Here is a 23869-nt window from a genome sequence, read left to right as displayed (position 1 = left end):
CCGGCTCCGGGTCGGGCTCCGGCTCCGGGTCGGGCTCCGGCTCCGGGTCGGGCTCGGGTTCCAGGTCGGGCTCCGGCTCCGGGTCGGGCTCCGGCTCCGGGTCGGGCTCCGGCTCCGGGTCGGGCTCGGGTTCCAGGTCGGGCTCCGGCTCCGGGTCGGGCTCAGGGTCGGACTCGGACTCCGGCTCGGGTTCGATTTCTGGGTCGAGCTCGGGTTCAGGTTCCGGACCAGGCTCGGGCCCAGACTCCGACTCAGGCTCCGGCTCTGGTTCCGGCTCCGACTCGGGTTCCGGCTTCGACTCGGGTTCCGGCTTCGGCTCTGGTTCGGAGGCTGGGTCGGGTGGGGTGGGTCTTGGGCGGGTGGGGGGTTGGGGGGTTTGGTGCGGGGTGGGGGGTTGGGGGTGGAGGTAGTGGGAGTGGATGGTGGTGCGGCGGTCGTCGAGGTGGTGGAGGGCGGTGGTGGCGGCGGTGTGGCCGGCTTGGGATTGGGCGGGGGGTTTGAGGGATTGTTGGTCGGTGATGGTGGCTAGGGGGGCGAACTGGTCGCGGGTGGGTTCGATCAGGTGGTGGCGGGCGCCGGGGTGGTGTTCGGGTGGGACCAGGTTGGTGTCGAGGACGAGGTCCGCGGCGGCGTTCCAGCGTTGGGTTTGTTCGGTTCTGATGAGGGTGTTGAGGACGTCGTCGCTGGTCCGGCCGGTGCGTTCGGCGAGGCCTCTGGTGAAGTCGCCGGTGGCGGCCGTGTACGCCGGGTAGGAGTCGCGGTTCGTTGCGGTGAGGACGGCGGGGACGGCGCGATCCAGGCCGACGTCGCCCATGACGTCGTCGAGGTGGCGGTGGGTCCAGACTTCGGCGAGGCCCTCTTCGAGCGCGGTGCCGGCGTCGTCGTCGGGCCAGTGGCTGTGCGGGGCGGTGTGGTCGCCGGTGTGTGAGGAGAGGTGGACCGACTCGTGGGTCACCGTCGCCGCGGCCTCGCGGATTCGATCGGCGTCCTTGGCCGAGAGACGGCGTCCGGAGTACGCCTTGCGCAGCGGCTCGAGGACCTCGCGCCGGCTGACGGTCATCGAGCCGTCGGCGTGCGCCGTACCGGCGTAGCGTTTGTCGGGCTCCTCGTAGATGCGACCGTTCCAGGTGGTGCGGGATCCGGTACGCCGCTCGACCGAGCGGATGACCGATTCGATCCAGTCGTACTCGAACGACCCCGGCTCGATCTCCGGCCCGAACTCCGTCACGTCAGCTGTCCGCGCGCAGCTTCTCGATCAGGCGGGCGATTGCGGAGTTCATCCGCAAGATCGTGCCGGACTCCGAATCCGGCGCGGCCGCGGCGAGGGCCGCGATCTCCGTGGCCGCTTGGTCGGCGATCGCGATCCGCTCGGCCGAGGTGCCCGTCGCGCTCATCGCCTTGCCGACGAGCTGCGTCGCCCGCTCGTACTCCGGACTCGTGCCGATCGGCGGACCGGAAATCAGCGTCGGCAGCTTGGCCGCACGCGCCTTCCCGCGGAACCGGTCGAACTCATCCGGGATCTGCTCCGCCAACTCCGTCAACCGAAGCACCTCGTCCGCGATCGCCCCCGCGTCCGCTCCCACCAACCGATCGGACGCCGCCAGCACCTCGGCACTCAGAGTCTCGTAGTCCACGCCGCGACTCTAGCCAGCCGACCGCCCCGCCTGAACCAACCATTCCTGCAGCTTCATGCAATCAGCCGCGGTCAGCCCAGTCCTCGGGTCCACGCGATGAAGCAGCGCCGGCGCGGGGTGGTGCGTCACGACGAAGGAGCGGTCGGCCACGGTGATTTCGTCGTCCAGCCAGATGAACTGGCGACCGGCGGCCCAGGCAATCAGGCCGGGTGTTTTCCAATGCAGGCCTGGGATGTCCGGGGCATCGGGCCAGGTGACCACCGGGAGCGTGGGCAGGCCGAGCAACGGGGAGATCGCCTCGTTGGCGTCGTCCATCCAGGTCGTGGCCCAGACGAGGTCGCAGCCGAGGGTCGACAGCCGCTCACCGTGCGCCGGATCGATGCGGGCGAGCAGCGGGTTCGAGCCGTCGGCCGTTCGGTAGGTGGGGTACGGCGTCGCCGCGCCGAAGGGGATGAGCGGACCGTCGACGTCGAGGAACAGCAGCGGACGAGGCACGCAGCAACGGTAGTGGCAGGGTGGGGGGATGAGTTTTCGGTTGGCGGCTTATGGGGTTTGTTTGGTGGGTGGGCGGGTTTTGTTGGGGCGGTATGTGGGGGTGGGTGGGTCTTGGTGGACTTTGCCGGGGGGTGGGGTTGAGGAGGGGGAGGATCCGTTTGATGCGGTGGTGCGGGAGGTGGCTGAAGAGACGGGGCTGAGTGGGGTGGTGGAGCGGTTGTTGGGGGTGGACTCGCGGGTGATTCCGGCGAGTGAGGCGGTGCGGGGTGAGATGCACCAGAACGTGGGGGTGTTTTACGAGGTGCGGATTACTGGCGGGGTTCTACGGCCGGAGCCGAACGGGGACACGGCGGAGTCGGTGTGGACGCCGTTGACGGAGGTGCCTTCGCTGGAGCGGTCGGGGTTGGTGGATGTGGGGATTCGGTTGGCGCTCGAGCGGCCGGCGACGGGGCATGTGCCGGGGGTGCCCGTCGGTGGGTTGGTTCGGCACTGACGGGCACCGGTGGGTCAGGCGGCGGCGGTTGCTTCGGTTAGTTGTTCGGCGGTGGGTTGGAGTTGGGGGGTGGCGAGGGTGAGGAGTGCGTTGGCTACGGCGAAGAGGGCGGCTACTAGGAGGCCTCGTTCGAAGCCGGCTTCGAGGGCGTGCTGTTGGGTGGCGCCGTGGGTGAGCTCGGAGGTGGTGTGGCTGATGGAGAGGGTGGTGACTACGGCGAGGCCGAGGGCGCTGCCTACCTGGTACATGGCGTTGACGACGCCGGACGCCGCACCGGCCTCAGCTGGTCGCACTTCGGAGACTGCGGTGATCTGGCCGGGGACGCTGACGGCGACGATGCCGAAGCCGAGCAGAATGAAGCCAGGCAGTAGTTCTGTGGCGTAGCTGCCGGCTGCGTGGGCCTGTGAGAGCCAGAGCAGCGCAGCGGCACTCAGTACGGTGCCGGCGAGCTGGATGGTCCGAGTGCCGAGGCGCTGGACGAGCTGGGCCGACAGTACGGCGCCAACGATCGCAGCGATCCCCATCGGCAAGAAGTGCACACCGGCGTCCAGCGCACTGTCGCCACGCACCTGCTGCAAGTAAATGGCCGTCAAGAAAAACATCGACAAGAACGACGCACCGTTCAGTGCCAGCGAGACGCCGGAGATGCTGAGCGCGCGGGAGCGGAAGAGACCCAGCGGAACCAGAGGTGCCGCTGAACGCCGCTCCACGAAGACAAAGGCGACCATGAGCAGGACTCCGGCGATCAGTACGCCGAGAACCTCGAACGACGCCCAGCCACGCGGCTCCGACCGGACGACGCCGTACACGATCGACAGCAGACCCGCAGTGCCGAGCAACGCGCCCAGGGTGTCGAAAGTGCGCCGTCCGACGTGGTGACGCAGGTCCGGTACGAACACCGGTACCACTGCGACCAGTGCGATCACGATCGGCACGTTCACGAAGAAGACCCACTGCCAGCTGAGTGAATCGACCAGTACGCCGCCAGCCACCACACCGAGCGTGCCGCCGAGACCCGCGAGTCCGCCCCAGACGCCCATGGCGATGTTCCGGTCCCGGCCGTGCGCGAAAGTCATGGTGAGGATCGCCAGCGCGGCCGGTGAGAGTAGCGCGCCGCCAAGCCCTTGGACGGCGCGAGCGCCGATCAGGAACTCGGGTGAGTTGGCCAGGCCCGCGACGAGCGAGGTGACGCCGAAGAGGATCAGCCCGCCGACGAAGACCCGGCGGGCGCCGAGCAGGTCGGCCATCCGGCCGCCGAGCAGCAGGAAGCCGCCGAAGAGCAGCGTGTAGGCGTTGATCACCCATTGCAGGGAGTCGGCGGAGAAGCCGAGATCCGTCTGGATGTCCGGGAGCGCGACGTTCACGATCGTCACGTCGAGGACCACGATGAACTGCGCCAGGGCGAGCACCGCCAAGGTGGCCCAGGGACTGCGTCGCATTTCGACCTCACAGAGTCTACGCTGTATGTATACGCTGTATGCGTACCTCGTAAACCGTAGGTCTACGGTGTAAACTTGTCAACGTGATCACCAAGGAGACGCCCCGCCGCCTGGATCCGCAGAAGGTTGTCGACAGCGCGCTGACGATCGCCGACGAGGAGGGTCCGGCCGCGGTCACCCTGCGCCGGCTGGCCCAGCTGCACGGCGTCACGCCGATGGCGCTCTACCGGCACTTCAAGGACAAGGACGACCTGCTGGCCGCCCTCGGTGACCGCCTGCTCGAGGACGTCGTACTCCCGGCGCCCACCGACGAGCCGTGGGACAAACAGCTGCACGCGGTGCTGACGGCGTTCGTCAACGCGCTGCGCGCGCATCCGCGGCTGGCCGACCTGACGCTGCTGCGCATGCTCGTCGCCGAGCCCGGTCTGCAGATCGGCGAGCGGACGATGGAGCTGCTGACCCAGGGCGGCTTCTCGGTCGACGACGCGGCGGAGATCGGCCGGCAGTCGATCTGCTCGCTCATCACGCTCGTCACGACCGATCCGATCACCCGCGAGCTCGGTGACCCGGAGCAGCGCGAGGATTCGCTGCGGAAGAAGCGTGCGGCGCTCGGCGGGCTGCCGCCGCGCAAGTACCCACTGATCACCGCAGCGGCCGACACTCTGGTCTGCCCGACGTCAACCGAGCGGTACTACGGTCTCGGCATCGAGCTGGTCGTCGCCGGCATCTGCGGCGTGCTGAAGAAGGAGTAGCGGTTTGGCACTCAGCGTCTTGACCTACCTGGAGCAGCACAGCCCGGAGGAGCTCGTTCCGGCGAAGGAACAGCCCATCGAGGTCAGAGCGGTAGAGGAGGTGTCGCCCGAGTTCGCGCGCTACTTCTACACCGCAGTGGGCGGCCACTGGCACTGGATCGGCAAACTCGGCTGGAACCGGGAGCAGTGGCTGGAGTGGCTGAGCAGGCCCGGTTTCGAGACCTACGTGCCCTGGGTCGGCGGAGTCCCCGCTGGGTACGTCGCACTGCGCGGAGTGGGCAGCGAAGTCGAGATCGAGAACTTCGGCCTGCTCAAAGACTTCATCGGCCGCGGCATCGGCGGACACCTCCTGACCGTCGGCCTGAAACAGGCCTGGACGCTGCACGAGCGGCACAGCGACGTACAACCGATCACACGCGTCTGGGTGAACACCAACACTCTCGACGGCCCAGCGGCACTCGGCAACTACCGGGCCCGCGGCCTGAAGCCGTACAAGACGCTGGAAGAAGAGCGCCCGGACGCCGACGCCCAGCCGCCCGGGCCGTGGCCGGGCTGGGACGGTCCGCCCGGCGTGGTGCGGGACGTACCGGCGGGCTGACGGCGCTACGCTCGCTGGCGGAGTGATACCAATCCAGGTGGAGGTATACCGATGGCGGGGAAGTTCGAGCTGTACAAGGACAAGTCCGGCGAGTTCCGCTTCCGGCTGAAGGCCGGTAACGGCGAGGTGATCGCGACCAGCAGCGAGAGCTACGGCAGCAAGGCCGCCGCGCTGAACGGGATCGAGTCGATCAAGAAGAACGCGGCCGAGGCGAACGTCGACGACCAGACGGACTGAGACTCCAGCAAAACAAGGGGTTTCTCCACAACCTGTGGAGAAACCCCTTGGCCGTTCTCAGACCCCGTCGGAGAACGCGACCGGCCGCAGTTCGACGCCGAGCCCTTCGATCCCGGCGTCCGGGATCAGCGCCGCCAGCTCGACCGCCCGCTCGTGCGACGCGACGTCGATCAGGTAGTAGCCGCCGAGGAACTCCTTGGCCTCGACGAACGGCCCGTCGGAGACCGCGGGCACGCCGCCGCGAACCTTCACCACCGTCGACTTCGCCGGCTCGGCCAGCGCGACCGTGCTGTGGAACTCCCCCGACTCCTTGGTCAGCTTCATGAACTTGTCGTGCCCCTCGAAAATGGCCTGCTGCTCGGCCTCGGAGAGCGCGGTCAGCACGTCGGGGTTGATGTTCAGGACCAGCAGGTACTTCACGGTGTCTCCTTCGGAACCGGCCCGCGATCAGGGCCTCTCGTTCATGAGTACGGAGCCGGCCGCGCGACTTTGACATCGCGATAGCGTCAGCCCATGGCCGACTTGAGTCTCACAGATGTCCGCGCCGCCGCCGAGCGGATCGCCGGGGTCGCGCACCGGACGCCGGTGCTCACCTCACGGACCCTGGACGAGCGGGTCGGCGCGCAGGTCTTCCTCAAGGCGGAGAACTTCCAGCGGATCGGCGCCTTCAAGTTCCGCGGCGCGTACAACGCGGTCAGCCGCCTCTCCCCCGACCAGCTCGCGCGCGGCGTCACGGCGTACTCGTCGGGGAACCACGCGCAGGCGCTCGCGCTGGCGGCCCGGATGGCGGGGACGCGGGCGACGATCCTGATGCCGGCCGACGCGCCGCCGACCAAGCTCGCGGCCACGAAGGGGTACGGCGCGGAAATCGTCCACTACGACCGCTACACGCAGGACCGGGCGGCGCTGGCCGCCGAACTCGCGGCCGATCGCGGGCTCGCGCTGATCCCGCCGTACGACCATGTCGACGTGATGGCCGGGCAGGGGACGGTGGCGCTGGAGCTGATCGAGGAGGTCGGCCACCTCGGGGCGCTGCTCACGCCGGTCGGGGGCGGCGGCCTGATGGCCGGTTGCGCGACGGCCGCGACCTTGATGTCGCCGGGGATCCGGATGATCGGCGTCGAGCCGGCCGCGGGTGACGACCACGCCCGGTCGCTGGCTGCCGGCGAGCGGGTGACGATCGACGTCCCGCGGACGATCGCCGACGGGCTGGCAATCTCGCAGCCGGGTGAGCTCACCTTCGCGATCAATCGGCGGCTGGTCGAGGCGTTCGAGCTGGTCAGCGACGACGAGATCCGGGCCGCGATGACGTTTGCGTTCGAGCGGCTGAAGATCGTGCTGGAGCCGAGTGGCGCGAGCGCGCTGGCCGCGCTGCTGTCCGGGCGGATCCAGGGGCTGCCGGAGCGCGTCGGGGTGGTGCTGAGCGGCGGAAACGTGGGCCTGGAGCGCTTCCTGGAGCTGCTCGGAAAGGCCTGAACCAAGGCGGCCCTGAGTACGCGCTGTGCCCGTTGTCACAGTCAGCGACCATTGCTTGTGACCCAGATCACTCCGAGGCCGCCATTTGCCGCCTGAGCGCCCCGGAAACACGCTCAGGACACCTGGTGTTCATCAAGACTCCCTGATCCGTCAGAGAGGCTCTCAAGGCCTTTTCGGAGGGTCTCTGTCGATTCGAGGGTTTGCGTCGTGATCATTCTGTTATACAGTCGTCGGCGGTTCGGTAAACAACACGAACCGCACAGGCGTCACGCCGAGCTCTGCCAGGCGCCTGCGCTCCCCTCGAACAACCATGGCAGAGGTGGGGGACCCAGGAGGTTGGGTTCCGACCGTGAGTGGTCGGTGCCCTGGGGTGAAGTCCACGGGAGTGGACCGGGCGAGATTTCCCAGCCCGAACCCGACAGCTAACTCCGTAGGCGTCGGGAGACAACCATGCCCGTCACCGCCCGACGGACGTCGCTTTCGCGCGCCGTCAGTCATACCAACGACTCCGCGATCCGGGGTCTTGCCAAGCACCGCAAGCCGTCGAAGTCCGCCGTTCCGCGGGCCGCGGCCACCGTGCTGTCCGTGGGTCTCGCCGTCAGCGGCGGCGCCCTGGTCAGCCTGACCTCCGCCCCGGCCACCGCCGAGGCCGCCACCACCAAGGCCGCCGCGCCGACCCAGGCCCGGGGCTACCAGCCGGTCAAGGCTCGCCCGGCCCTGCGCAAGGGCGACAAGGGCCCGACCGTGAAGTTCGTCCAGCGCGCGCTGCGCCTCGGTCCGGACGGCTACTACGGCAACACGACCATCGTCGCGCTGCGCAAGTTCCAGGCGTCCTGGGGCCTCAAGGTCACCGGCAGCCCGGACCACGCCACCTGGGGTCGCCTGACCTGGGCCGCGAAGCACAAGGTGCTTTACGGCAACAAGGGCGGCATCAAGGCGCAGATCTTCCGCGAGAAGGTGCTGAAGGAGGCCGCGAAGCTGAAGGGCACGCCGTACCGCTACGGCGGCACGAGCGCCCGCGGTTTCGACTGCTCCGGCTACACCGGCTTCGTGTACAAGAAGGCCGGTAAGAAGATGCCGCGCACGTCGCGTCAGCAGTACGCCGCGACCAAGCACATCAGCCGCGCCGCTGCGAAGCCGGGCGACCTGGTGTTCTTCAAGAACGGCGGCGGCGGCGTTTACCACGTCGGCGTCTACGCCGGGAACAACACCCTGTGGCACGCCTCGAAGCCGGGGACGCGCATCTCCAAGGGCAAGATCTGGACCAAGAGCGTCGCCTTCGGGCGCGTCTGACAGTCCACTCCCGTCAGCGGCTTTCCCCCCAGAGCCGCTGACCTCTGAGACCGGCCGCGGGATCGTCGACCCCCACCCCTCCGACGATCCCCCGGCCGGTTTCGTTTGTCCTCAGTCGTCGGTGAGCAGACCGGCTTCGTAGGCGATGATCGCCGCCTGGACGCGGTTGCTGGCATCCAGTTTCACCAACAGCCGGGAGACATGTGCCTTCACGGTCGCCTCGCTCATGAACAACTTGCGACCGATATCGGCGTTCGGCAGGCCGCCGCCCAGCTCGACGAGCACCTCGCGCTCGCGTTCGGTCAGCTTGCCGACGCGCTCCTGACCGGTCCGGCGGCGCTCGGTGCGCGAGTCCTTCGCGTAGTGGCCGATCAGCCGCCGGGTCACCGCCGGCGAGAGCATCGCGTCCCCGGCCGCGACGACCTTGATCGCCTGGACCAGCTCACGCGGCGGCGTGTCCTTCAGCAGGAACCCGCTCGCCCCGGCCTGCAGCGCCCGAAACACGTAGTCGTCCAGATCGAAGGTGGTCAGGACGACGACCTTCGGCGGATCCGGCAGCGCCTGCACGGCCCTGGTCGCGGCCAGCCCGTCCAGCCGCGGCATCCGGATATCCATCAGGACGACGTCCGGCTGGTGTTTGGTCACCATCGCGGCGGCATCCGCGCCGTCGTCCGCCTCGGCCACCACCTCGAGCTCGCCGTCGGACTCCAGGATCATCCGCAGCCCGGCGCGCACCAGCGCCTCGTCGTCCACGATCAACAGCCGTGTTGTCATCGCTCCCCTTCGTCCACGCTCACCGGCGCCGCGCTCTCGGCCTCGCGGCCCTCGGGCCACGGCAACCAGCCCTCGACCCGCCAGCCACCGGCCGCGGTCGGGCCGGTCGTCAGTCGGCCGCCGACCAGGCCGACCCGCTCGCGTAGCCCGACCAGACCCGCGCCGGCGCCCGGGAGCAGTGAATCAGCTGCGACCGGCCGGACGTTCGTCACCCGCACCGCCACGCCGTCGCCACGCGTCCCGGAGACGACGACCTCGGTCGACGCGCCCCGAGCATGTTTGTGCACGTTGGTCAGCGACTCCTGCACGATCCGGTAGACCGTCCGCCCGACCGCGACCGGTACGTCGGGTGGCAGCGTGATGTCGCTCGACACGGTCACCCCCGCGGCGCGCGAGTCGGCGACCAGGCGATCCAGATCCGCGGCCTGTGGGATCGGCGCCAGATCGGCGCCGTCGACGCTGACGTCGGAGCGCAGGACGCCGAGCACCTCGCGCAGATCCTCCATCGCCTGCCGGGCCGTCTCCCGGATCAGCTTGGCCGAGCCCTCGACCTTGGTCGGGCCGACGGCCGGATTCACCTCCAGGCCGCCCGCGTGCAGCGCGATCAGCGAGACCTTGTGGGCCAGGACGTCGTGCATCTCCTGCGCGATCCGCGCCCGCTCCCCCAGGCGGGCCTGCTCGGCGCGCAGTTCGCGCTCGGCCTCGGCGCGCTCGGCGCGGTCCTGCCAGGAGGCGACCAGGTCGCGCCGGGCGCCGACGTACGCGCCGATCGCCACCCAGGTGCCGATCATGAACGGGCCGGTGAACACCGAGACCCAGAACGCCTCCTCGGTCAAGCCGCTGTTCACGACCAGAGCGACGTACCCGAGGAAGGTCAGCAGAGCGAGGACGAGATCGCGCCGGCGGATCGCCAGCGTTACCAGCGCGAAGCCGAGCGAGACGAAGATGCCGCCGATCAGCATCATCAGCACGTTGATCACGGTGACCAGGACCGGGAACCGGCGGCGCCAGTAGAGCGCGCCGGCGCCGATCAGCCCGGTGGCCAGGACGACCCAGTCCTTCGGGGTCCAGCCGCTGCCGGTGCTCGCCTGGGCCACCACGGCCAGCAGGCTGAAGGCGATGTAGAGGAAGTCGCGGATCCGCGGGGCATGCGTCCGCCACCAGGCGTACCACCGGCGCAGACGTTGCATTGGTTCAGCGTAGTAGCGGACGGTAGGCGGGGACGTCCCCCATTCGGTTAGTACGCGAGGTCCGGAGTACAGACTTTCGTAGGGGGTTTCCGCAGCCGGTCGTCCGATGTGCGGGGAGGGTCCGAAACGGTTGAGTAGTTGCCATGATCACCGTCGAGAACCTGACCAAGCGCTACGGCAGCACCACGGCTGTCCAGGACGTGTCGTTCACCGTGCAGCCGGGCAGCATTACCGGCTTTCTCGGCCCCAACGGCGCGGGTAAGTCCACCACGCTGCGGATGCTCACCGGGCTCACGCCCCCGTCGTCCGGCACCGCCACCATCACCGGCAAGAAGTACGCCGAACTCCCGAACCCGGGCCGGGTCGTCGGAGTGATGCTGGACGCCGCCGCCCAGCACGCGGGCCGGACCGGCCGGGAGACGCTGGCGCTGAACGCCAGCCTGCTCGGCGTCCCGAAGCGCCGGGCGGACGAGATGCTGGAGGCCGTCGGCCTCACGCACGCCGCCAAGCGCCGCGTCGGTCAGTACTCGCTCGGCATGCGGCAGCGGCTCGGCATCGCGAACGCGCTGCTCGGCGACCCCGCCGTCCTGATCCTCGACGAGCCCGCCAACGGCATGGACCCGGAGGGCATCCGCTGGATGCGCGGCCTGCTCCAGGACTTCGCCTCCCGCGGCGGCACCGTGATCCTGTCCAGCCACCTGCTCGGCGAGGTCCAGGCGACCGTCGACCGGCTGGTCGTCATCGGCGGCGGCCGGATCGTCGCCAACGGCTCGCTCGAAGAGCTGCTGGCCGGCTCCGGCACGCTCGTCCGCGGCCTGGACCCGATCGGCCTGAACCAGGCGCTGACCGCCGCCGGCCTCAGCCTCGAGCCGCTGCACGACGGCGGCCTGCGGGTCGACGCCACCGCCGAGCAGGTCGGCCGCGCCGCGGCCGCCGCCGGCCAGGTCCTGCTCGAACTTCGCCAGAGCGACGGCGCCGGCCTGGAAGACCTGTTCTTCCAGCTCACCGCCGAGCCCGCGGCCGCCGCCTGATCACCCCGACTTTCCTGGAGACGAACACCATGAGCACGTTGACCGAAGAGATCGCCCCCGTCGCCCCGGCCAAGCACCGGGCCGAGGTGGCCACCGCGCTGCCGCCGGCGCGCGGGCAGTCGTTCCTGAAGCTCGTCACGATCGAGCTCCGTAAATCCGTGAACACCCGCAGCGGCCGGGTCCTGATCGGCGCCATCCTGCTGATCGCGCTGGCCGCGATGACCTGGCAGTTCACCCATCTGCCCGAGGGCGCGGCCGGGGTCGACGGCTTCCTCGGGGCCGGCTCGACCGGCGCGATGCTGATCCTGCCGGTGATCGGCGTGATGGCGATGACGTCGGAGTGGACGCAGCGGACGGCGCTGACCACGTTCACGCTGTCGCCGCGCCGGGTCCGGGTCCAGCTGGCGAAGTTCGTCTCGGCGGTCGTGCTGAGCGCGGTCGTGATGACGGGCGTCGTCCTGCTCGCCCTGCTCGGAACGGCGCTGGCCGGGGCTGTCACCGACCACAGCGCGACGTACGCCGGGCTGGGCGGGCTGCTCGCCAGCTCGTACCTGATGATGGCTCTGAACGTGGTGATGGGCGCCGCCTTCGGCGCGGTGATCGCCCAGACCGCGGTCGCGATCCTGGTCTTCTTCATCGCCCCGACCGCCTGGTCGCTGGCCGGGCCGGCGCTGTTCAAGGACAACGCCAACTACTTGGACGTCTTCTCCGCCTTCGGCCGGATCGCCGAGCGGGACCTGAACGGGATGCTGCCCGAGACGCTGACCGCGATCGGCGTCTGGGTGGTCCTGCCGACCATCGTCGGACTGTGGCTTAGCTCACGTCGCGAGGTCAAGTAACACCCACGGACGCGGTGGGGTGGACCGGTTTGAGGGGACCGGTTCACCCCATCTGCCGTGTGATCGGACCTCTTCGGGGTCCGGCCAGGGGGCCGGTGCGTGTGTCGATCCTCAGCTCCGGGTATCCTTGAACCACGATTACTGACGACTGATCCGTGGGCGCCACGCAGCGTACCCGGTTGACTTGTGCGAGGGGGTCGACGCTATGGGGCGCGGCCGTGCAAAGGCCAAGCAGACGAAGGTCGCACGCGACCTGAAGTACCGCACCTGGGACACCGACTTGGACCAGCTCAAGCGAGAGCTGTCCGGCGGAGACCAGGGTGGGAACCACTCTGCGAACGGCGACAACGACGGCGACGACAGCGACGCCGACGACTACCACCCCCGTCGGTAAGCAACATCAGCCCGGCTGAGCTGCTCAGCGCCCCTGCGGGTGCCTGAGTAGCTCTCCGTGCGTCCGACGTAGTTCCACCACACCAGCACCACGCGATGCAGGTGTGCTGCCGAGGCCGGCGGGCCGAAGCAGCACACCGCACCGCCTGGGGCGACCGCTCGGTGGATGTGTGCGCGCAAGCACCCCCGCGCCCGTCGCGGGTTCACGCATGCCCGGCCGCTCCGCGGCCCGTACCTCACCGCTTGGTGCGCCGGCCCACCTCACCATCTGCTGGGCCAGCCCACCTCACCATCTGCTGGGCCGGCCCACCTCACCATCTGCTGGGCCAGCCCACCCCACCATCTGCTGGGCCAGCCCACCTCACCATCTGCTGGGCCGGCCCACGAAACGGCGGGTGGGCCTACTGCAGGCGCCTGGCCCACCCCACCCCCGGCTGGCCCGCCCAGCAAACGGGCGACTGCTGCCCCGCGTTCGTGGGTCAGCCCAGGAAACGCGGGGGTGGGTCAGCCCAGGAAACGGGGGGGGTGGGGCAGCCCAGCAAACGGGGCGGGTGGGAATCGGGAGCGGGCGTCTGCTTACTTGGCGTAGGAGCCTTCGAGGGTGACGGCTCCGCCGGGGGTGGCGAGGACTTCGCCGCAGACCCAGGCGGGGATGTCGCGGGCCGCCAGCTCGGCGATCGCCTGGTCGGCGACCTCGGGAGCGAGGACGGCGACCATCCCGGCGCCCATGTTCAGCGTCTTCTCCAGCTCGAGCAGCTCGACGTCGCCGAGCAGGCCGACCAGGCCGAAGATCGGGGCCGGCGTCCAGGTGGAGCGGTCGATCCGGACCGACAGCTCCGCGGGGATGACGCGGGCCAGGTTCGCCGCGAAACCGCCGCCGGTGATGTGCGACATCGCGTGCAGCGGCCGGTCGTCGGCGCCGTTCAGCGCCTGGATCAGCTCGAGACAGTGCTTGGCGTAGACCCGGGTCGGCGTCAGCAGGGTCTCGCCGAGTGTCCCGCCGAGCTCGGGGACCTCCCGGTCCAGCGCCCATTTGGCCCGGTCGAAGAACACGTGCCGGACGAGCGAGTAGCCGTTCGAGTGCAGCCCGGACGACGCCATCGCGACGACCACGTCCCCGGGGCGGACGCGCTCCGCGCCCAGCACCTCGGCCGCCTCGACGACGCCGGTCGAAGCGCCGGCGACGTCGTACTCGTCGGGCTCGAGCAGGCCCGGGTGCTCCGCGGTCTCGCCGCCGACGAGCGCCGTACCGGCCTCGACACACGCCTCCGCGATCCCCTTCACGATCTGCGCGATCGTCTCCGGGACCACCTTGCCGGTGCAGATGTAGTCGGTCATGAACAGCGGCTCGGCGCCGCAGACCACCAGGTCGTCGACGACCATGCCGACCAGGTCGAACCCGATCGTGTCGTGTTTGTCCATCCGCTGCGCGATCTGGACCTTCGTCCCGATCCCGTCGGTGGACGTCGCCAGCAGCGGCCGCTGGTACGACGTCAGCGCGGACGCGTCGAACAGCCCGGCGAACCCGCCGAGACCACCGACCACCTCCGGCCGGGTCGCCTTCGCGACCCACTCCTTCATCAGCTCGACGGCCCGGTCACCGGCCTCGATGTCGACTCCGGCGGCGGCGTAGCTCGCGCCTTGGCTCACGTTCTTCTCCTCGGTACGACGTCGCTCGGGACGCCAGTGTTACGGACGACTCAGGGCGTCGGCGGCGCCGCCGCCACCGACGACCGCGGCCAGGCCGTCGGCGTCGGTGCGTTCCGGGACCTCGAGCAGATGCTTGCCCAACTGCTCCGGGTCGGGCAGCGCGACCGGGTAGACGCCGTCGAAACAGGCGCGGCAGAGCCGCTCCTTCGGCACGTTCGTCGCCTCGACCAGCGTGTCCAGGCCGATGTAGCCGAGGGAGTCGGCGCCCAGCGAGCGGCAGATCTCCTCGGTGTTCAGCCCGTTCGCGATCAGCTCGGCGCGACTGGCGAAGTCGATCCCGTAGAAACACGGCCACTTCACCGGCGGGGCGGTGATCCGGACGTGGATCTCCTTCGCCCCGGCCTCGCGCAGCATCCGGATCACCGCGCGCTGGGTGTTGCCGCGGACGATCGTGTCGTCGACGACGACCAGCCGCTTCCCCTCGATCACCTCACGCAGCGGGTTCAGCTTCAGCCGGATCCCGAGCTGGCGGATGGTCTGACTCGGCTGGATGAACGTCCGGCCGACGTACGCGTTCTTGACCAGGCCCGATCCGTAGGGGATGCCGGACTCCTCGGCGTACCCGATCGCGCCCGGGACGCCGGACTCCGGGGTCGCGATCACCAGATCGGCGTCCGCCGGGTGCTCGCGGGCCAGCCGGCGGCCGATCTCGACCCGGGTGGAGTGGATCCGCTGGCCGGAGATCTGGGTGTCCGGGCGGGCCAGGTAGACGAACTCGAACAGGCAGCCCTTCGGGTCCGCCTCGGCGAACCGCTGCGAGCGCAGCCCCTCGGCGTCGATCGCGACCATCTCGCCCGGCTCCACCTCGCGGATGAAGCTGGCGCCGACGATGTCCAGCGCGGCGGTCTCGCTCGCGATCACCCAGCCGCGCTCCAGCCGGCCCAATACGAGCGGGCGGATGCCCTGCGGGTCGCGAGCGGCGTACAGGGTGTTCTCGTCCATGAAGATCAGGCTGAAGGCACCCTTCACCTTCGGCAGCACCTTCGCCGCGGCCTGCTCGACGGTCAGATCCGGGTACCCGGCGAGCATCGACGTCAGGATGTCGGTGTCCGACGACGCGTTGTGTTTCGCGTTCGCCTTCGCGTGCTCGGCCTCGGCGTCCAGCCCGAGATCCAGGTCGCCGCCGCCGTTCAGACTGGCGGCCAGCTCACCGGTGTTGGTCAGGTTCCCGTTGTGGCCGAGCGCGATCGACCCGGTCGCCGTCGACCGGAACGTCGGCTGCGCATTGGCCCACACACTCGACCCGGTGGTCGAGTACCGGCAGTGCCCGATCGCGATATGCCCCCGCAGCGACGCCAGCGTCGCCTCGTCGAAGGCCTGGCTGACCAGCCCCATGTCCTTGTAAACGAGGATCTGACTCCCGTTACTGACCGCGATCCCCGCCGACTCCTGCCCCCGGTGCTGCAGAGCATAGAGCCCGAAATAGGTAAGTTTGGCGACCTCTTCCCCCGGCGCCCAAACCCCGAAGACGCCACAGGCGTCCTGCGGTCCCAGGTCCTGAGGGTCCAGATCATGAGTGAGCCGACCATCGCCACGAGCCACCCCCGCAGTCTACGCGACAGACAGCCGTGCCCCTGACGAGCCGATTCAGGCCGACCGGGCGGGGTCGGCCTCAGGTGGCTACAGCAAAGGTTGAGTCCAGCAGGCGCCGCAGGCCCCGGCCGGGTCGTCGCCGGCGGTCACTGCCTTGTGCTCCGCTGAGGCCGCGATCGCCAGGGCCGCCGCGAACACGGCCGCAATGACGGCGGAGAGTATCTTCTTGATCACAACCTGTCCTTTCGAAATAATCCCGGAACCGCACATTGAGCGCGCCATCTCGACGCTCTCTGTATATGGTCGGTTCCGACAGGTTCACGAGGAGGATTTCGTGCTCGATCCGCTCGGTGTGGATGAAGCCACCTTTGCGGTCTATCACGCCCTCCTCAGTCACCCGGACGCTACGCCGGAGCAGATTGCCGCGCTAGTAGATCGATCCGTAAACGATGTACATGAGCTGATGAACAGGCTCCGCAAGCTCGAGCTGCTGGTGCCGACCTGGGCGAATCCCGAGGGCGAACACGCTGTTCACCCCCGGGTCGGCTTGGCGAACCTCGCCGAACGCCGCCGGACCCAGCTCAATGCGGAGTTGGGGCTCCTCCGGGAGGCCGAGGCCAGCGCCGAGGTGGTCGCCGAGCAGTACAACGAACTGCTGACCGCGCGCAGCAGCGGTGACGTCGAGGTGATCAAGGGCCGTGCCAACGCCTCTCGCCGGATCGACGAGCTGGCCCTGAAGGCTCGCACGAGCTTTTGGGCCCTGATTCCGGTCCACCTCGAAGACGTCGTTCGGCCGATGGACGAGGGCTCACCGGATGCGCCGCTACTGGAGCGCGGTATCAAGATGCGCGCCGTCTACCTCCAGCACATGATGGAGTCGAAGGGCGCCAGTGAGTACGCCCGGAGCATCCACCGGCTGGGCGGCGAAGTCCGCGCTACGCCTACGCTCCCGATGCGGCTGCTCATCTTCGACGGCGAGATCGCCATCATGCCGATGGATCCGGACAACCAGAGCGCCGGCGCGGTCATCCACCGCAGCCCCGCGGTCGTCAACGTGGCCAAGGCCCTGTTCGACTCCTACTGGGCCCGCGCCTCCGAGCTCTTCGAGCCCGACGACCGCGAGAACGAGTCTCCGCTGACGCCCCACGAGGCCGAAGTACTTCGTCTGCTCGCCGGCGGCGCCAAGGACGAGCAGGTAGCCCGCCTCCTCGGCATCTCGCTGCGCACCGCCCGCCGCATCACCGCCAACCTCTCCGAGCGCCTCGACGCCGCGAGCCGCTTCGAGCTAGGAGTAGCAGCCGCCAAACGCGGGTGGGTCTAAGAGCCTGGCCGAGACGGATACCCGGTCGATCCTGCGCCAGTGAATTCAGCTCCCCGAGTACTGCACGTTCATGATTCACAGCGTCGTACCTGATATCCAGTTTGCGCCCAGAGGAATCACTACCGGAAATGAATCACGAGGTCACCGGCCGGCAATTTCGCGGACCGAACTCCGTGATCTCGTATCGGAATCTCAGACGTGGACGGGAATGCGCGAATTCCGGTGGGAGATGGGCGGCAAGGCACCTGCGATGCCGTTCGGCCCTGATATCCGCGCCACCGGGGGGGTACGAATGGCGGTGGAAGTGGCGGGTGGGCAGGGCAAGGCGAAGCTCCTGGCGGGGCGTGGGCTGGTGGCGGGAGATGGCACGCCGGGGGCAGCGGGGAGTTGCTGCGTGGGGAAAGTTAAACAGCCTGGAGAAATGAGGGGCAATGGTCGTGGGTGGCCGGGGTGGGACGTTGGCCGGGGGCGGCCAGTGGGGTGCGGGCGGCCGGTCTGGACCAATTTGTGCACGAATTCGTGCACAACGGACGAACGGCTGCCGCTAAGCGGCAGCCGTGGTCCAATCGGGGTGCGTCAGAGGGTTTTCAGGGCGCCGAGCAGCTTGGTCAGGGAGTCGCGGGCATCGCCGAACAGGAGGGTGGTTCGGGGGTCGTAGAGGAGTTCGTTCTCGATCCCCGCGAAACCCGGGCGCATGGAGCGTTTGAGGAAGATGACGCGCTGCGCCTCGTCGGCGTTCAGGATCGGCATCCCGTAGATCGGCGCGGACGGCGTGTTCCGGGCGGCCGGGTTGACGACGTCGTTGGCGCCGACGACCAGGACGACGTCCGTGGTCTTGAAGTCGCCGTTGATCTCGTCCATCTCGCGGAGCTGGTCGTAGGGCACCTGGGCCTCGGCGAGCAGCACGTTCATGTGCCCAGGCATCCGGCCGGCCACCGGGTGGATGGCGTAGTCGACCTTGACCCCGCGGGACTGCAGCTCCTCGACCAGGTCGCGCAGCGTGTGCTGGGCCTGGGCGACGGCGAGCCCGTAGCCGGGGACGATGATCACCTTGTTGGCGTAGCCGAGCAGAATCGCGACGTCCTCGGCCCCGCCGGAGATGACCGGCCGGTCGGACGCCGTCCCGCCGCCGAGGGTCGAGCCGCCCTTCACCGCGCCGAAGAGGATGTTGAAGACCGAGCGGCCCATCGCGTCGGCCATCATCTTGGTCAGCAGCGTGCCGGCCGCGCCGACGAGCGTGCCCGCGACGAGCAACAGCGTGTTGTTCAGGACGTAACCGCCGGCCGCCACCGTCAGACCGGTGAACGCGTTCAGCAGCGAGATGACGATCGGCACATCGGCGCCGCCCACCGGCAGCACCAGCATCACACCGACCGCGAGGCCGACCAGGCAGAGCAGGACGCCGACCCACACCCGCGGCTCGTTGACCAGGAACCCGGCCAGCACCAGACCGCCGAGCATCGAGGCGACGAACAGCACCGGCAGACCGGGGAAGGTCACCGGCCGGGTCGTCATCAGCTCCTGGAGCTTGGCGAACGTGACGATCGAGCCGGAGAAGCTGATCGCGCCGACCAGGATCGTGAACGCGGACGCGATCGCCGGGACGACGGCGTCCGTGGACAGCTCGCCGAGCTCCATCAGCGCGACCAGCGCGGCCGCGCCGCCGCCGACGCCGTTGAACAGCGCGACGAGCTGCGGCATCTGGGTCATCTGCACGCGGCGCGAGCCGACCACGCCGCCGACGGTGCCGATCGCGAGCGCGATCAGGATCGGGGCCAGATGGTCCGGCTTGTAGGCGACGAACGTGATGATGACGGCGAGGACGGCGCCCGCGGCGCCGAGCAGGTTGCCGGTCCGGGCGGACTTCGGCGACGACAACGCCTTCAGCGCGACGATGAAGCAGACCGCGGCGATCAGGTACCCGATCTGGGCCCAGGTGGGGATCACTTGTGCAGCTCCTTCTTACGCGCCGCCGGGCCCTTGAACATCTCGAGCATCCGGTCGGTGACGACGAACCCGCCGACCATGTTCACGGTCGCCAGGACGACGGCCAGCAGCCCGACGATCACCACCAGCGTGGACTCGGCCTGCCCGGTGACGATGATCGCGCCGACCAGGATGACGCCGTGGATCGCGTTCGCGCCGGACATCAGCGGGGTGTGCAGGGTCGAGGAGACCTTGCTGATCACCTCGACCCCGACGAACGCCGCGAGGACGAAAATCGTCAGCAACGCAATGGATTCGGTCACGACTGAGGTCCGTTCAGGAGTTCGCGGGTGGGCTCGTGCAGGACAGCGCCGTCGTGGGTGACACAGCAGCCGCGGACGATCTCGTCGTCGAAGTCCGGGTCGAAGGCGGCGTTGCGGGTCATCAGGCGGATCAGGTTCGCGATGTTCTGCCCGTAGAGGCGGCTGGCCGGCCCGGCCATCTGGCTGGGCACGTTCGCGCCGCCCCAGACCAGCGCGTTACCGATGGTCAGCTCGGTTCCGGCCACCGAGCCCTCGACGTTGCCGCCCTGCTCGGAGGCGAGGTCGACGACGACCGAGCCGGGTTTCATCTGCTCGACCATCGCGCGTGAGACCAGCATCGGCGCCGTCCGGCCCGGTACGGCGGCGGTCGTGATCAGCGCGTCGGCGGCCGCGATGTACGGCGTCAGCAGCTCACGCTGCAACTGCGCGCGTTCGGCGGTCATCTCCCGGGCGTAGCCGCCGGGGCCGTCGAGTGTGCCGAGCTCGAGCTCGATCGGCTGGGCGCCCATCGAGGCGATCTCCTCGGCGGCCGCCGTCCGGACGTCGTACGCCTTGACGACCGCGCCGAGCCGCTTGGCGGTCGCGATGGCCTGCAGACCGGCGACGCCGGCGCCCAGGACGACGACCTGCGCCGGCGGGACCGTGCCGGCGGCGGTCATGTTCAGCGGGAAGAACCGCGGCAGCCGCTCGGCGGCGACGATCGCGGCCCGGTAGCCGGCGACCAGGGCCTGCGAGGACAGGGCGTCCATCGACTGGGCCCGGGAGATCCGCGGGATCAGCTCCATCGCGAAGGCGGTCAGCTTGGCCCGCATCGCCGTACGGACCACATCCGGCGGGTTGGTCGGCAGGAACGACAGCAACGCCGTACCGGCATGCAGCCGCTGCAGACGCTCGCGCTCCAGCGGCTGGACCGACGCGACGATGGTCGCCGCATGGTCGGCGCCCCAGGCGACGTCCGCGCCCGCCTCGCGGTACTGGTCGTCGGAGAACAGCGCCCGCTCACCGGCGGCCGGCTCGACGGCGACCTCGTACCCGAGCTCGATCAGTTTCGCGACTTGTTCCGGCACCAACGCGACCCGGCGCTCGGCGGGCCTGGTCTCCCGTACCACTGCGATCTTCACTCGCCGAAACCTATGCCAAACCGTGTGTCGCCGAAAAGTCCGGCCGCCAGGTTGTGTCTCAGGCGTTGTCTGCGAGGTTCTGCAACAGCTGCGCTTCAGCCAGGCAGACCTTGCGGAACTCGGCGAGATGCAGGCCTTCGTCGATGCCGTGGGCCCGGGTGTCCGGGTCCTCGACGCCGGTGACCAGGATGGCGGCCGCCGGGAAAACGCGCTGGAACTCGGCGATGAACGGGATCGAGCCGCCCATCCCCATGTCGATCGGCTCGACGCCCCAGGCGGTGTGGAAAGCCGAGCGCGCGGCCTCGTAGCCGGCGCCGCGGGCATTGATGCTGCACGGCTGGCCGACCTCGCCCTCGGTCACGGTGACCTGCGCGCCCCAGGGGGCGTTGTTCTCCAGGTGGGCCTTGAGGGCCGCGCTCGCCTTCACCGCGTCGTCGCCCGGCGCGACCCGCAGGCTCACCTTGGCCTTCGCGACCGGCACCAGCGTGTTGCTGGCCGCGGCGACCGACGGCGCGTCGATCCCGAGGACGGCGATCGCCGGGCGCGTCCACAGCCGGTCGACCAGCGAACCCGAGCCGGTCAGCCGGACGGACTCCACGACGCTGGACTCGGCGCGCAGCCGCCCCTCCGGGTAGACGACGTCGGCCGCGCGGGACGCGTGCAGCCCGTCGACGGCGACATCGCCCTTGTCGTCGTGCAGCGTCGCCAGCAGGCGGCACAGCGCGGACAGCGCATCCGGGATCGGGCCGCCGAACAGGCCCGAGTGGACGGCGTGGTCGAGCGTCCGGACCTCGACGTACGCCTCGACCAGGCCGCGCAGCGAAACGGTCAGCGCGGGGTGGCCGACATCCCAGTTGCCGGAGTCGGCGATCACGATCGCGTCGGCGGTCAGCTCGGCGGAGTACTCGTCCAGGAGCTGCAGCAGGGTCGGCGAGCCGATCTCCTCCTCGCCCTCGACGAACACCGTCACGCCGACCGGCAGGTCGTTGCCGAAGGCCCGGACAGCGGCCAGGTGCGCCGCGATGCCGGCCTTGTCGTCGGCCGAGCCGCGACCGTACAGCCGGTCACCGCGCTCGGTCGGCTCGAACGGGTCCGACGTCCACTGCTCGACCGGACCGGTCGGCTGGACGTCGTGGTGCGCGTACAGCAGGACGGTCGGTTTACCCGCCGGGGCAGCCTTTTTCGCGATCACGGCCGGGGCGCCGGCGCCCGCGCGGACGATCTTGACCTCGAACCCCTCGGCCTCGAACAGCGCCGCGGTCGCCTCGGCGGACCGCTGGACGTCGGCCGCGCGGGCCGGCTCGGAGCTGACCGACGGAATCCGGACGAGGTCCTCGAGGTCGGCACGAACACTGGGCAGAACGCGGTCGATCGCCGCGGACAGATCGGTCATGCCGCCTACGGTACGACGTATCCCATCAGCCCTTCACGCCGAGCGCCGCCGACTCCGTCACAGTCGGCGCCGCCGAGGAAGTGGTCGTACGTCGACGGCAGGTAGCACCGGTACAGCGGAGTCGTCGCTGCGCCGCTGGGGCTGGCGTGGATCCAGCCCTCGGTCCGCAACCGGGTCTGGCCTTCACATCCGGCATCGACGGAGATGAAGTGGTTGGTGCCGTTCGGAATGCCGTAGGAGCAGCCGTAGAGCGCTGCGGTGCCGGGCTGCTGGGTTCCTTCGATGAACCAGCGTTTCTGCGCTGCATAGGCCGAAGTGACCGCTCCACTGGTCACCCAGCGTTCGGAGCCGTTGAAGAACCGGGAGAACGCGACTCGCGTCGTACTGAGCGCGTAGCCGACCCGGGACTCGTTGATGGCCTTGCTGTTCTCGCATCCGGTGTCGGTCGAGAGGTAGTGGTCGTCGAGACCAGGCACATGACAGCGGTAGAGAGCGACTGAGGGCGCGGACGGCGGTGCGGCGTAGATCCAGCCGAGTGTCTGCAGGAAGCTCGTGCCTTCACAGTCGGCGTTGGTGGAGACGAACTGGTCCTGTGCGCCGCTGCGGCAGCTGTAGACCGGCACTGTGCCGGGTTTGCTGCCGGACTCGAGCATCCAGGTGCGAGTTGGGTAGAAACCGCGCTCTGTCACCGGTGCAGTCGTGACTCGATGCCGACTGCCGTTGTCGGAGCGGACCAGCGCTGTGAGGCCCTGTTCGATTCCGCCGGTGCAGCTGACCAGCCGACGCATCATCTGTGCGGTCGTCCAGTCCTGGTTCATGGTGTTCCACTGCAGGTAGTAGACGTAGAACTCGTTGCCCACGACCGCCGGGTCCGCACCGGTCCCGACCACGGTCGGGTAGGCGTTGAACTTGTCTGGGTCGCGAAACAACGGCACTGCAGCCGACCAAGACAGGATGCCGTCGGACGAGTTGGACAAGACGAACTCGTTCGGAGAGACGCCCTGAACGAGCAGCGAGCCGCCGCCGGCGGTCCGGACGACGTTGGGGTGCCAAGCGCCCCGCTCCCCCGGCCGGACGTCGGATGACGCGCCTCCCACAGCTGGCGAGTCCCACCGGCCGTCGAGGTACTTGTGCCACGGCACGACCCGCTTGTCGGCCGCAGCGCTCAGTACGTCGGCCAGCGGTGCCCGGGCGACGGACAACGCCGTACTGCCGTATCCGCCGCCGGCCGGGATGAAGTAGTCCGGGAAATGCACGTAGAGGTAGCCGTCTCGGGCAGTGAAGGCCGGTGTGCCCATGTCCGCCGCTGCACGCAGAGCTGCGACCTGGTCCTTGGTTGCGCGCGGTGCGGCCAGCGGACCGAGGTACGTCGTCCGTTTGGTCGCCGGGTCGAAGCGGCCGAGGTGCAGCGTCGAGTAGAACCCGCCTGGTGTGCTCTGCTCCAGGTGCAGCATCTGCAGGATGATTCCGGACGCCGCATCCCGGTAGACCGGCCCGCCACCGCCGTAGTCGTAACCGGCGGGCAGACCGACCACAGGTGCGAGCTGGCTGACGCCGTCCGACACCGGGTTGTCGAGCGTGCCCTTGGTGACCGCGATGCTCTGGTTCTTCCCCTCCTTGGGGACGAGCGCAGCGACCGCCAGGAAGTCGTACTTACCGCCGCCGGCGGACAGGACGCCGTACGCCGTGTCCGCCCAGCCCTCAAGACCGAGCCCGCGGCGGGTGGCGTTGGAGACCACCTCCTGCGCCGGGCCGACCTTGACCCCGGTGCACGGCGTCGGGTCGGCTGCCTGGGCTTGGGTGGGGACGGCGAGCGCACCGGCCAGCAGAGTCATCGTCAGAACGCGTAGCAGCACGCAGCGAACCCTAGACACGCGACGGGTTCAAGGTGAGTGGAT

The 23869-nt window shown here is 69.3% G+C and carries 25 protein-coding genes and 1 riboswitch; of the genes, 10 read left to right on the top strand and 15 right to left on the bottom strand.

All coding sequences use genetic code 11. From position 1 onward, the window contains the following. The 3 genes from HPO96_RS37705 to HPO96_RS33420 form a co-directional block, all read right to left on the bottom strand. Positions 1 to 1228 (bottom strand): hypothetical protein (locus HPO96_RS37705; protein ID WP_202886700.1); only part of this gene is annotated, 1228 nt, incomplete at its 3' end. A 1-nt stretch (position 1229) separates the two neighbouring features. After that, positions 1230 to 1634 (bottom strand): hypothetical protein, encoded by a 405-nt coding sequence (locus HPO96_RS33425; RefSeq protein WP_171678394.1) that lies wholly within the window; start codon positions 1632 to 1634, stop codon positions 1230 to 1232. A gap of 9 nt (positions 1635 to 1643) precedes the next feature. Beyond that, entirely contained in the window at positions 1644 to 2129 is a 486-nt protein-coding gene (locus tag HPO96_RS33420; protein WP_171678393.1) for an HAD domain-containing protein, read from the bottom strand. Positions 2130 to 2157: 28 nt separating this feature from the next. Between HPO96_RS33420 and HPO96_RS33415 the strand changes: the two genes are divergently transcribed. Then, complete coding sequence (locus HPO96_RS33415; protein WP_171678392.1) at positions 2158 to 2622, top strand: NUDIX hydrolase; 465 nt, start codon at positions 2158 to 2160, stop codon at positions 2620 to 2622. A gap of 14 nt (positions 2623 to 2636) precedes the next feature. Here the strand turns inward: HPO96_RS33415 and HPO96_RS33410 are convergent, their stop codons facing one another. Then, on the bottom strand, positions 2637 to 4061 hold the full coding sequence (locus HPO96_RS33410; protein ID WP_171678391.1) for a DHA2 family efflux MFS transporter permease subunit: 1425 nt from the start codon (positions 4059 to 4061) through the stop codon (positions 2637 to 2639). 83 nt (positions 4062 to 4144) lie between these two features. Here HPO96_RS33410 and HPO96_RS33405 point away from each other — a divergent pair, with 83 nt between their 5' ends. Genes HPO96_RS33405 through HPO96_RS33395 form a run of 3 tightly spaced genes read left to right on the top strand, consistent with a single transcriptional unit; the run spans position 4145 to position 5648 of the window. Beyond that, a complete protein-coding gene (locus tag HPO96_RS33405) occupies positions 4145 to 4813 on the top strand; it encodes a TetR family transcriptional regulator (RefSeq protein ID WP_171678390.1) in 669 nt (222 codons plus the stop codon). Between the two features lie 4 nt (positions 4814 to 4817). Further along, positions 4818 to 5411 (top strand): GNAT family N-acetyltransferase, encoded by a 594-nt coding sequence (locus HPO96_RS33400; protein ID WP_171678389.1) that lies wholly within the window; start codon positions 4818 to 4820, stop codon positions 5409 to 5411. 51 nt (positions 5412 to 5462) lie between these two features. Beyond that, entirely contained in the window at positions 5463 to 5648 is a 186-nt protein-coding gene (locus tag HPO96_RS33395) for a YegP family protein (protein WP_171678388.1), read from the top strand. A 57-nt stretch (positions 5649 to 5705) separates the two neighbouring features. Here the strand turns inward: HPO96_RS33395 and HPO96_RS33390 are convergent, their stop codons facing one another. Next, entirely contained in the window at positions 5706 to 6068 is a 363-nt protein-coding gene (locus HPO96_RS33390) for a YciI family protein (RefSeq protein WP_171678387.1), read from the bottom strand. Positions 6069 to 6161: 93 nt separating this feature from the next. Here HPO96_RS33390 and HPO96_RS33385 point away from each other — a divergent pair, with 93 nt between their 5' ends. Beyond that, the gene (locus tag HPO96_RS33385; protein WP_171678386.1) at positions 6162 to 7124 is read left to right on the top strand and encodes a pyridoxal-phosphate dependent enzyme; all 963 of its coding nucleotides are present in this window, start codon (positions 6162 to 6164) and stop codon (positions 7122 to 7124) included. Positions 7125 to 7406: 282 nt separating this feature from the next. Then, positions 7407 to 7575: riboswitch (cyclic di-AMP (ydaO/yuaA leader) on the top strand. Beyond that, positions 7575 to 8417 carry a C40 family peptidase gene (locus HPO96_RS33380; protein WP_171678385.1) on the top strand — a complete coding sequence of 281 codons (843 nt, stop codon included), beginning with the start codon at positions 7575 to 7577 and terminating at the stop codon, positions 8415 to 8417. It overlaps the preceding riboswitch by 1 nt. A 111-nt stretch (positions 8418 to 8528) precedes the next feature. Here the strand turns inward: HPO96_RS33380 and HPO96_RS33375 are convergent, their stop codons facing one another. Next, the gene (locus HPO96_RS33375) at positions 8529 to 9191 is read right to left on the bottom strand and encodes a response regulator (RefSeq protein ID WP_171678384.1); all 663 of its coding nucleotides are present in this window, start codon (positions 9189 to 9191) and stop codon (positions 8529 to 8531) included. Further along, complete coding sequence (locus HPO96_RS33370) at positions 9188 to 10381, bottom strand: sensor histidine kinase (RefSeq protein WP_171678383.1); 1194 nt, start codon at positions 10379 to 10381, stop codon at positions 9188 to 9190. The genes HPO96_RS33375 and HPO96_RS33370 overlap by 4 nt, the downstream gene beginning before the upstream one ends. Before the next feature lie 143 nt (positions 10382 to 10524). Here HPO96_RS33370 and HPO96_RS33365 point away from each other — a divergent pair, with 143 nt between their 5' ends. The 3 genes from HPO96_RS33365 to HPO96_RS33355 all read left to right on the top strand — a co-directional run bounded on the left by HPO96_RS33365 (position 10525) and on the right by HPO96_RS33355 (position 12645). Continuing rightward, positions 10525 to 11412 (top strand): ABC transporter ATP-binding protein, encoded by an 888-nt coding sequence (locus HPO96_RS33365; RefSeq protein WP_171678382.1) that lies wholly within the window; start codon positions 10525 to 10527, stop codon positions 11410 to 11412. Positions 11413 to 11441: 29 nt separating this feature from the next. Next, a complete protein-coding gene (locus HPO96_RS33360; RefSeq protein ID WP_171678381.1) occupies positions 11442 to 12251 on the top strand; it encodes an ABC transporter permease in 810 nt (269 codons plus the stop codon). 205 nt (positions 12252 to 12456) lie between these two features. Next, the gene (locus HPO96_RS33355; protein WP_171678380.1) at positions 12457 to 12645 is read left to right on the top strand and encodes a DUF3073 domain-containing protein; all 189 of its coding nucleotides are present in this window, start codon (positions 12457 to 12459) and stop codon (positions 12643 to 12645) included. Positions 12646 to 13220: 575 nt separating this feature from the next. Here the strand turns inward: HPO96_RS33355 and purM are convergent. The 3 genes from purM to HPO96_RS33340 all read right to left on the bottom strand — a co-directional run bounded on the left by purM (position 13221) and on the right by HPO96_RS33340 (position 16121). Then, the gene (purM, locus tag HPO96_RS33350) at positions 13221 to 14294 is read right to left on the bottom strand and encodes a phosphoribosylformylglycinamidine cyclo-ligase (RefSeq protein WP_171678379.1); all 1074 of its coding nucleotides are present in this window, start codon (positions 14292 to 14294) and stop codon (positions 13221 to 13223) included. 39 nt (positions 14295 to 14333) lie between these two features. Further along, complete coding sequence (gene purF / locus HPO96_RS33345) at positions 14334 to 15896, bottom strand: amidophosphoribosyltransferase (protein ID WP_171678378.1); 1563 nt, start codon at positions 15894 to 15896, stop codon at positions 14334 to 14336. Positions 15897 to 15974: 78 nt separating this feature from the next. Continuing rightward, the gene (locus HPO96_RS33340; RefSeq protein ID WP_171678377.1) at positions 15975 to 16121 is read right to left on the bottom strand and encodes a hypothetical protein; all 147 of its coding nucleotides are present in this window, start codon (positions 16119 to 16121) and stop codon (positions 15975 to 15977) included. 229 nt (positions 16122 to 16350) lie between these two features. On the opposite strand from HPO96_RS33340, the gene HPO96_RS33335 reads away from it, so the two are divergent. After that, positions 16351 to 17208, top strand: a complete 858-nt coding sequence (locus HPO96_RS33335; protein ID WP_238355761.1) for a helix-turn-helix transcriptional regulator — start codon at positions 16351 to 16353, stop codon at positions 17206 to 17208. A gap of 576 nt (positions 17209 to 17784) precedes the next feature. Here HPO96_RS33335 and HPO96_RS33330 read toward each other — a convergent pair. The 5 genes from HPO96_RS33330 to HPO96_RS33310 are packed head-to-tail and all read right to left on the bottom strand — an operon-like array spanning position 17785 to position 23827. Further along, positions 17785 to 19155: an NAD(P)(+) transhydrogenase (Re/Si-specific) subunit beta gene (locus HPO96_RS33330; protein ID WP_171678376.1), complete on the bottom strand. Its 1371-nt coding sequence runs from the start codon at positions 19153 to 19155 to the stop codon at positions 17785 to 17787. Next, complete coding sequence (locus tag HPO96_RS33325; protein WP_171678375.1) at positions 19152 to 19457, bottom strand: proton-translocating transhydrogenase family protein; 306 nt, start codon at positions 19455 to 19457, stop codon at positions 19152 to 19154. Before HPO96_RS33325 ends, HPO96_RS33330 begins: the two co-directional genes overlap by 4 nt. Next, positions 19454 to 20578 (bottom strand): NAD(P) transhydrogenase subunit alpha, encoded by a 1125-nt coding sequence (locus HPO96_RS33320; protein ID WP_171678374.1) that lies wholly within the window; start codon positions 20576 to 20578, stop codon positions 19454 to 19456. The genes HPO96_RS33325 and HPO96_RS33320 overlap by 4 nt, the downstream gene beginning before the upstream one ends. 58 nt (positions 20579 to 20636) lie before the next feature. Then, positions 20637 to 21971, bottom strand: a complete 1335-nt coding sequence (locus HPO96_RS33315; RefSeq protein WP_171678373.1) for a dipeptidase — start codon at positions 21969 to 21971, stop codon at positions 20637 to 20639. Positions 21972 to 21976: 5 nt separating this feature from the next. Continuing rightward, the gene (locus HPO96_RS33310) at positions 21977 to 23827 is read right to left on the bottom strand and encodes a hypothetical protein (RefSeq protein WP_171678372.1); all 1851 of its coding nucleotides are present in this window, start codon (positions 23825 to 23827) and stop codon (positions 21977 to 21979) included. Between the last annotated feature and the right edge of the window lie 42 nt (positions 23828 to 23869).

The organism is Kribbella sandramycini (genome assembly GCF_013131805.1).
GTDB lineage: Bacteria > Actinomycetota > Actinomycetes > Propionibacteriales > Kribbellaceae > Kribbella > Kribbella sandramycini.
The sequence above is the reverse complement of the archived record's forward strand: the minus strand, read 5'-3'. Positions and strand labels throughout refer to the sequence as shown.

What these genes read in the sequence shown, in the direction of transcription:
- HPO96_RS33415 (WP_171678392.1), top strand. Translation starts at nt 2,158, where the DNA reads ATGAGTTTTCGGTTGGCGGCTTATGGGGTTTGTTTGGTGGGTGGGCGG.
- HPO96_RS33410 (WP_171678391.1), bottom strand. Translation starts at nt 4,061, where the DNA reads ATGCGACGCAGTCCCTGGGCCACCTTGGCGGTGCTCGCCCTGGCGCAG.
- HPO96_RS33395 (WP_171678388.1), top strand. Translation starts at nt 5,463, where the DNA reads ATGGCGGGGAAGTTCGAGCTGTACAAGGACAAGTCCGGCGAGTTCCGC.
- HPO96_RS33385 (WP_171678386.1), top strand. Translation starts at nt 6,162, where the DNA reads ATGGCCGACTTGAGTCTCACAGATGTCCGCGCCGCCGCCGAGCGGATC.
- HPO96_RS33380 (WP_171678385.1), top strand. Translation starts at nt 7,575, where the DNA reads ATGCCCGTCACCGCCCGACGGACGTCGCTTTCGCGCGCCGTCAGTCAT.
- HPO96_RS33375 (WP_171678384.1), bottom strand. Translation starts at nt 9,191, where the DNA reads ATGACAACACGGCTGTTGATCGTGGACGACGAGGCGCTGGTGCGCGCC.
- HPO96_RS33370 (WP_171678383.1), bottom strand. Translation starts at nt 10,381, where the DNA reads ATGCAACGTCTGCGCCGGTGGTACGCCTGGTGGCGGACGCATGCCCCG.
- HPO96_RS33365 (WP_171678382.1), top strand. Translation starts at nt 10,525, where the DNA reads ATGATCACCGTCGAGAACCTGACCAAGCGCTACGGCAGCACCACGGCT.
- HPO96_RS33360 (WP_171678381.1), top strand. Translation starts at nt 11,442, where the DNA reads ATGAGCACGTTGACCGAAGAGATCGCCCCCGTCGCCCCGGCCAAGCAC.
- HPO96_RS33355 (WP_171678380.1), top strand. Translation starts at nt 12,457, where the DNA reads ATGGGGCGCGGCCGTGCAAAGGCCAAGCAGACGAAGGTCGCACGCGAC.
- HPO96_RS33335 (WP_238355761.1), top strand. Translation starts at nt 16,351, where the DNA reads ATGAACAGGCTCCGCAAGCTCGAGCTGCTGGTGCCGACCTGGGCGAAT.
- HPO96_RS33315 (WP_171678373.1), bottom strand. Translation starts at nt 21,971, where the DNA reads ATGACCGATCTGTCCGCGGCGATCGACCGCGTTCTGCCCAGTGTTCGT.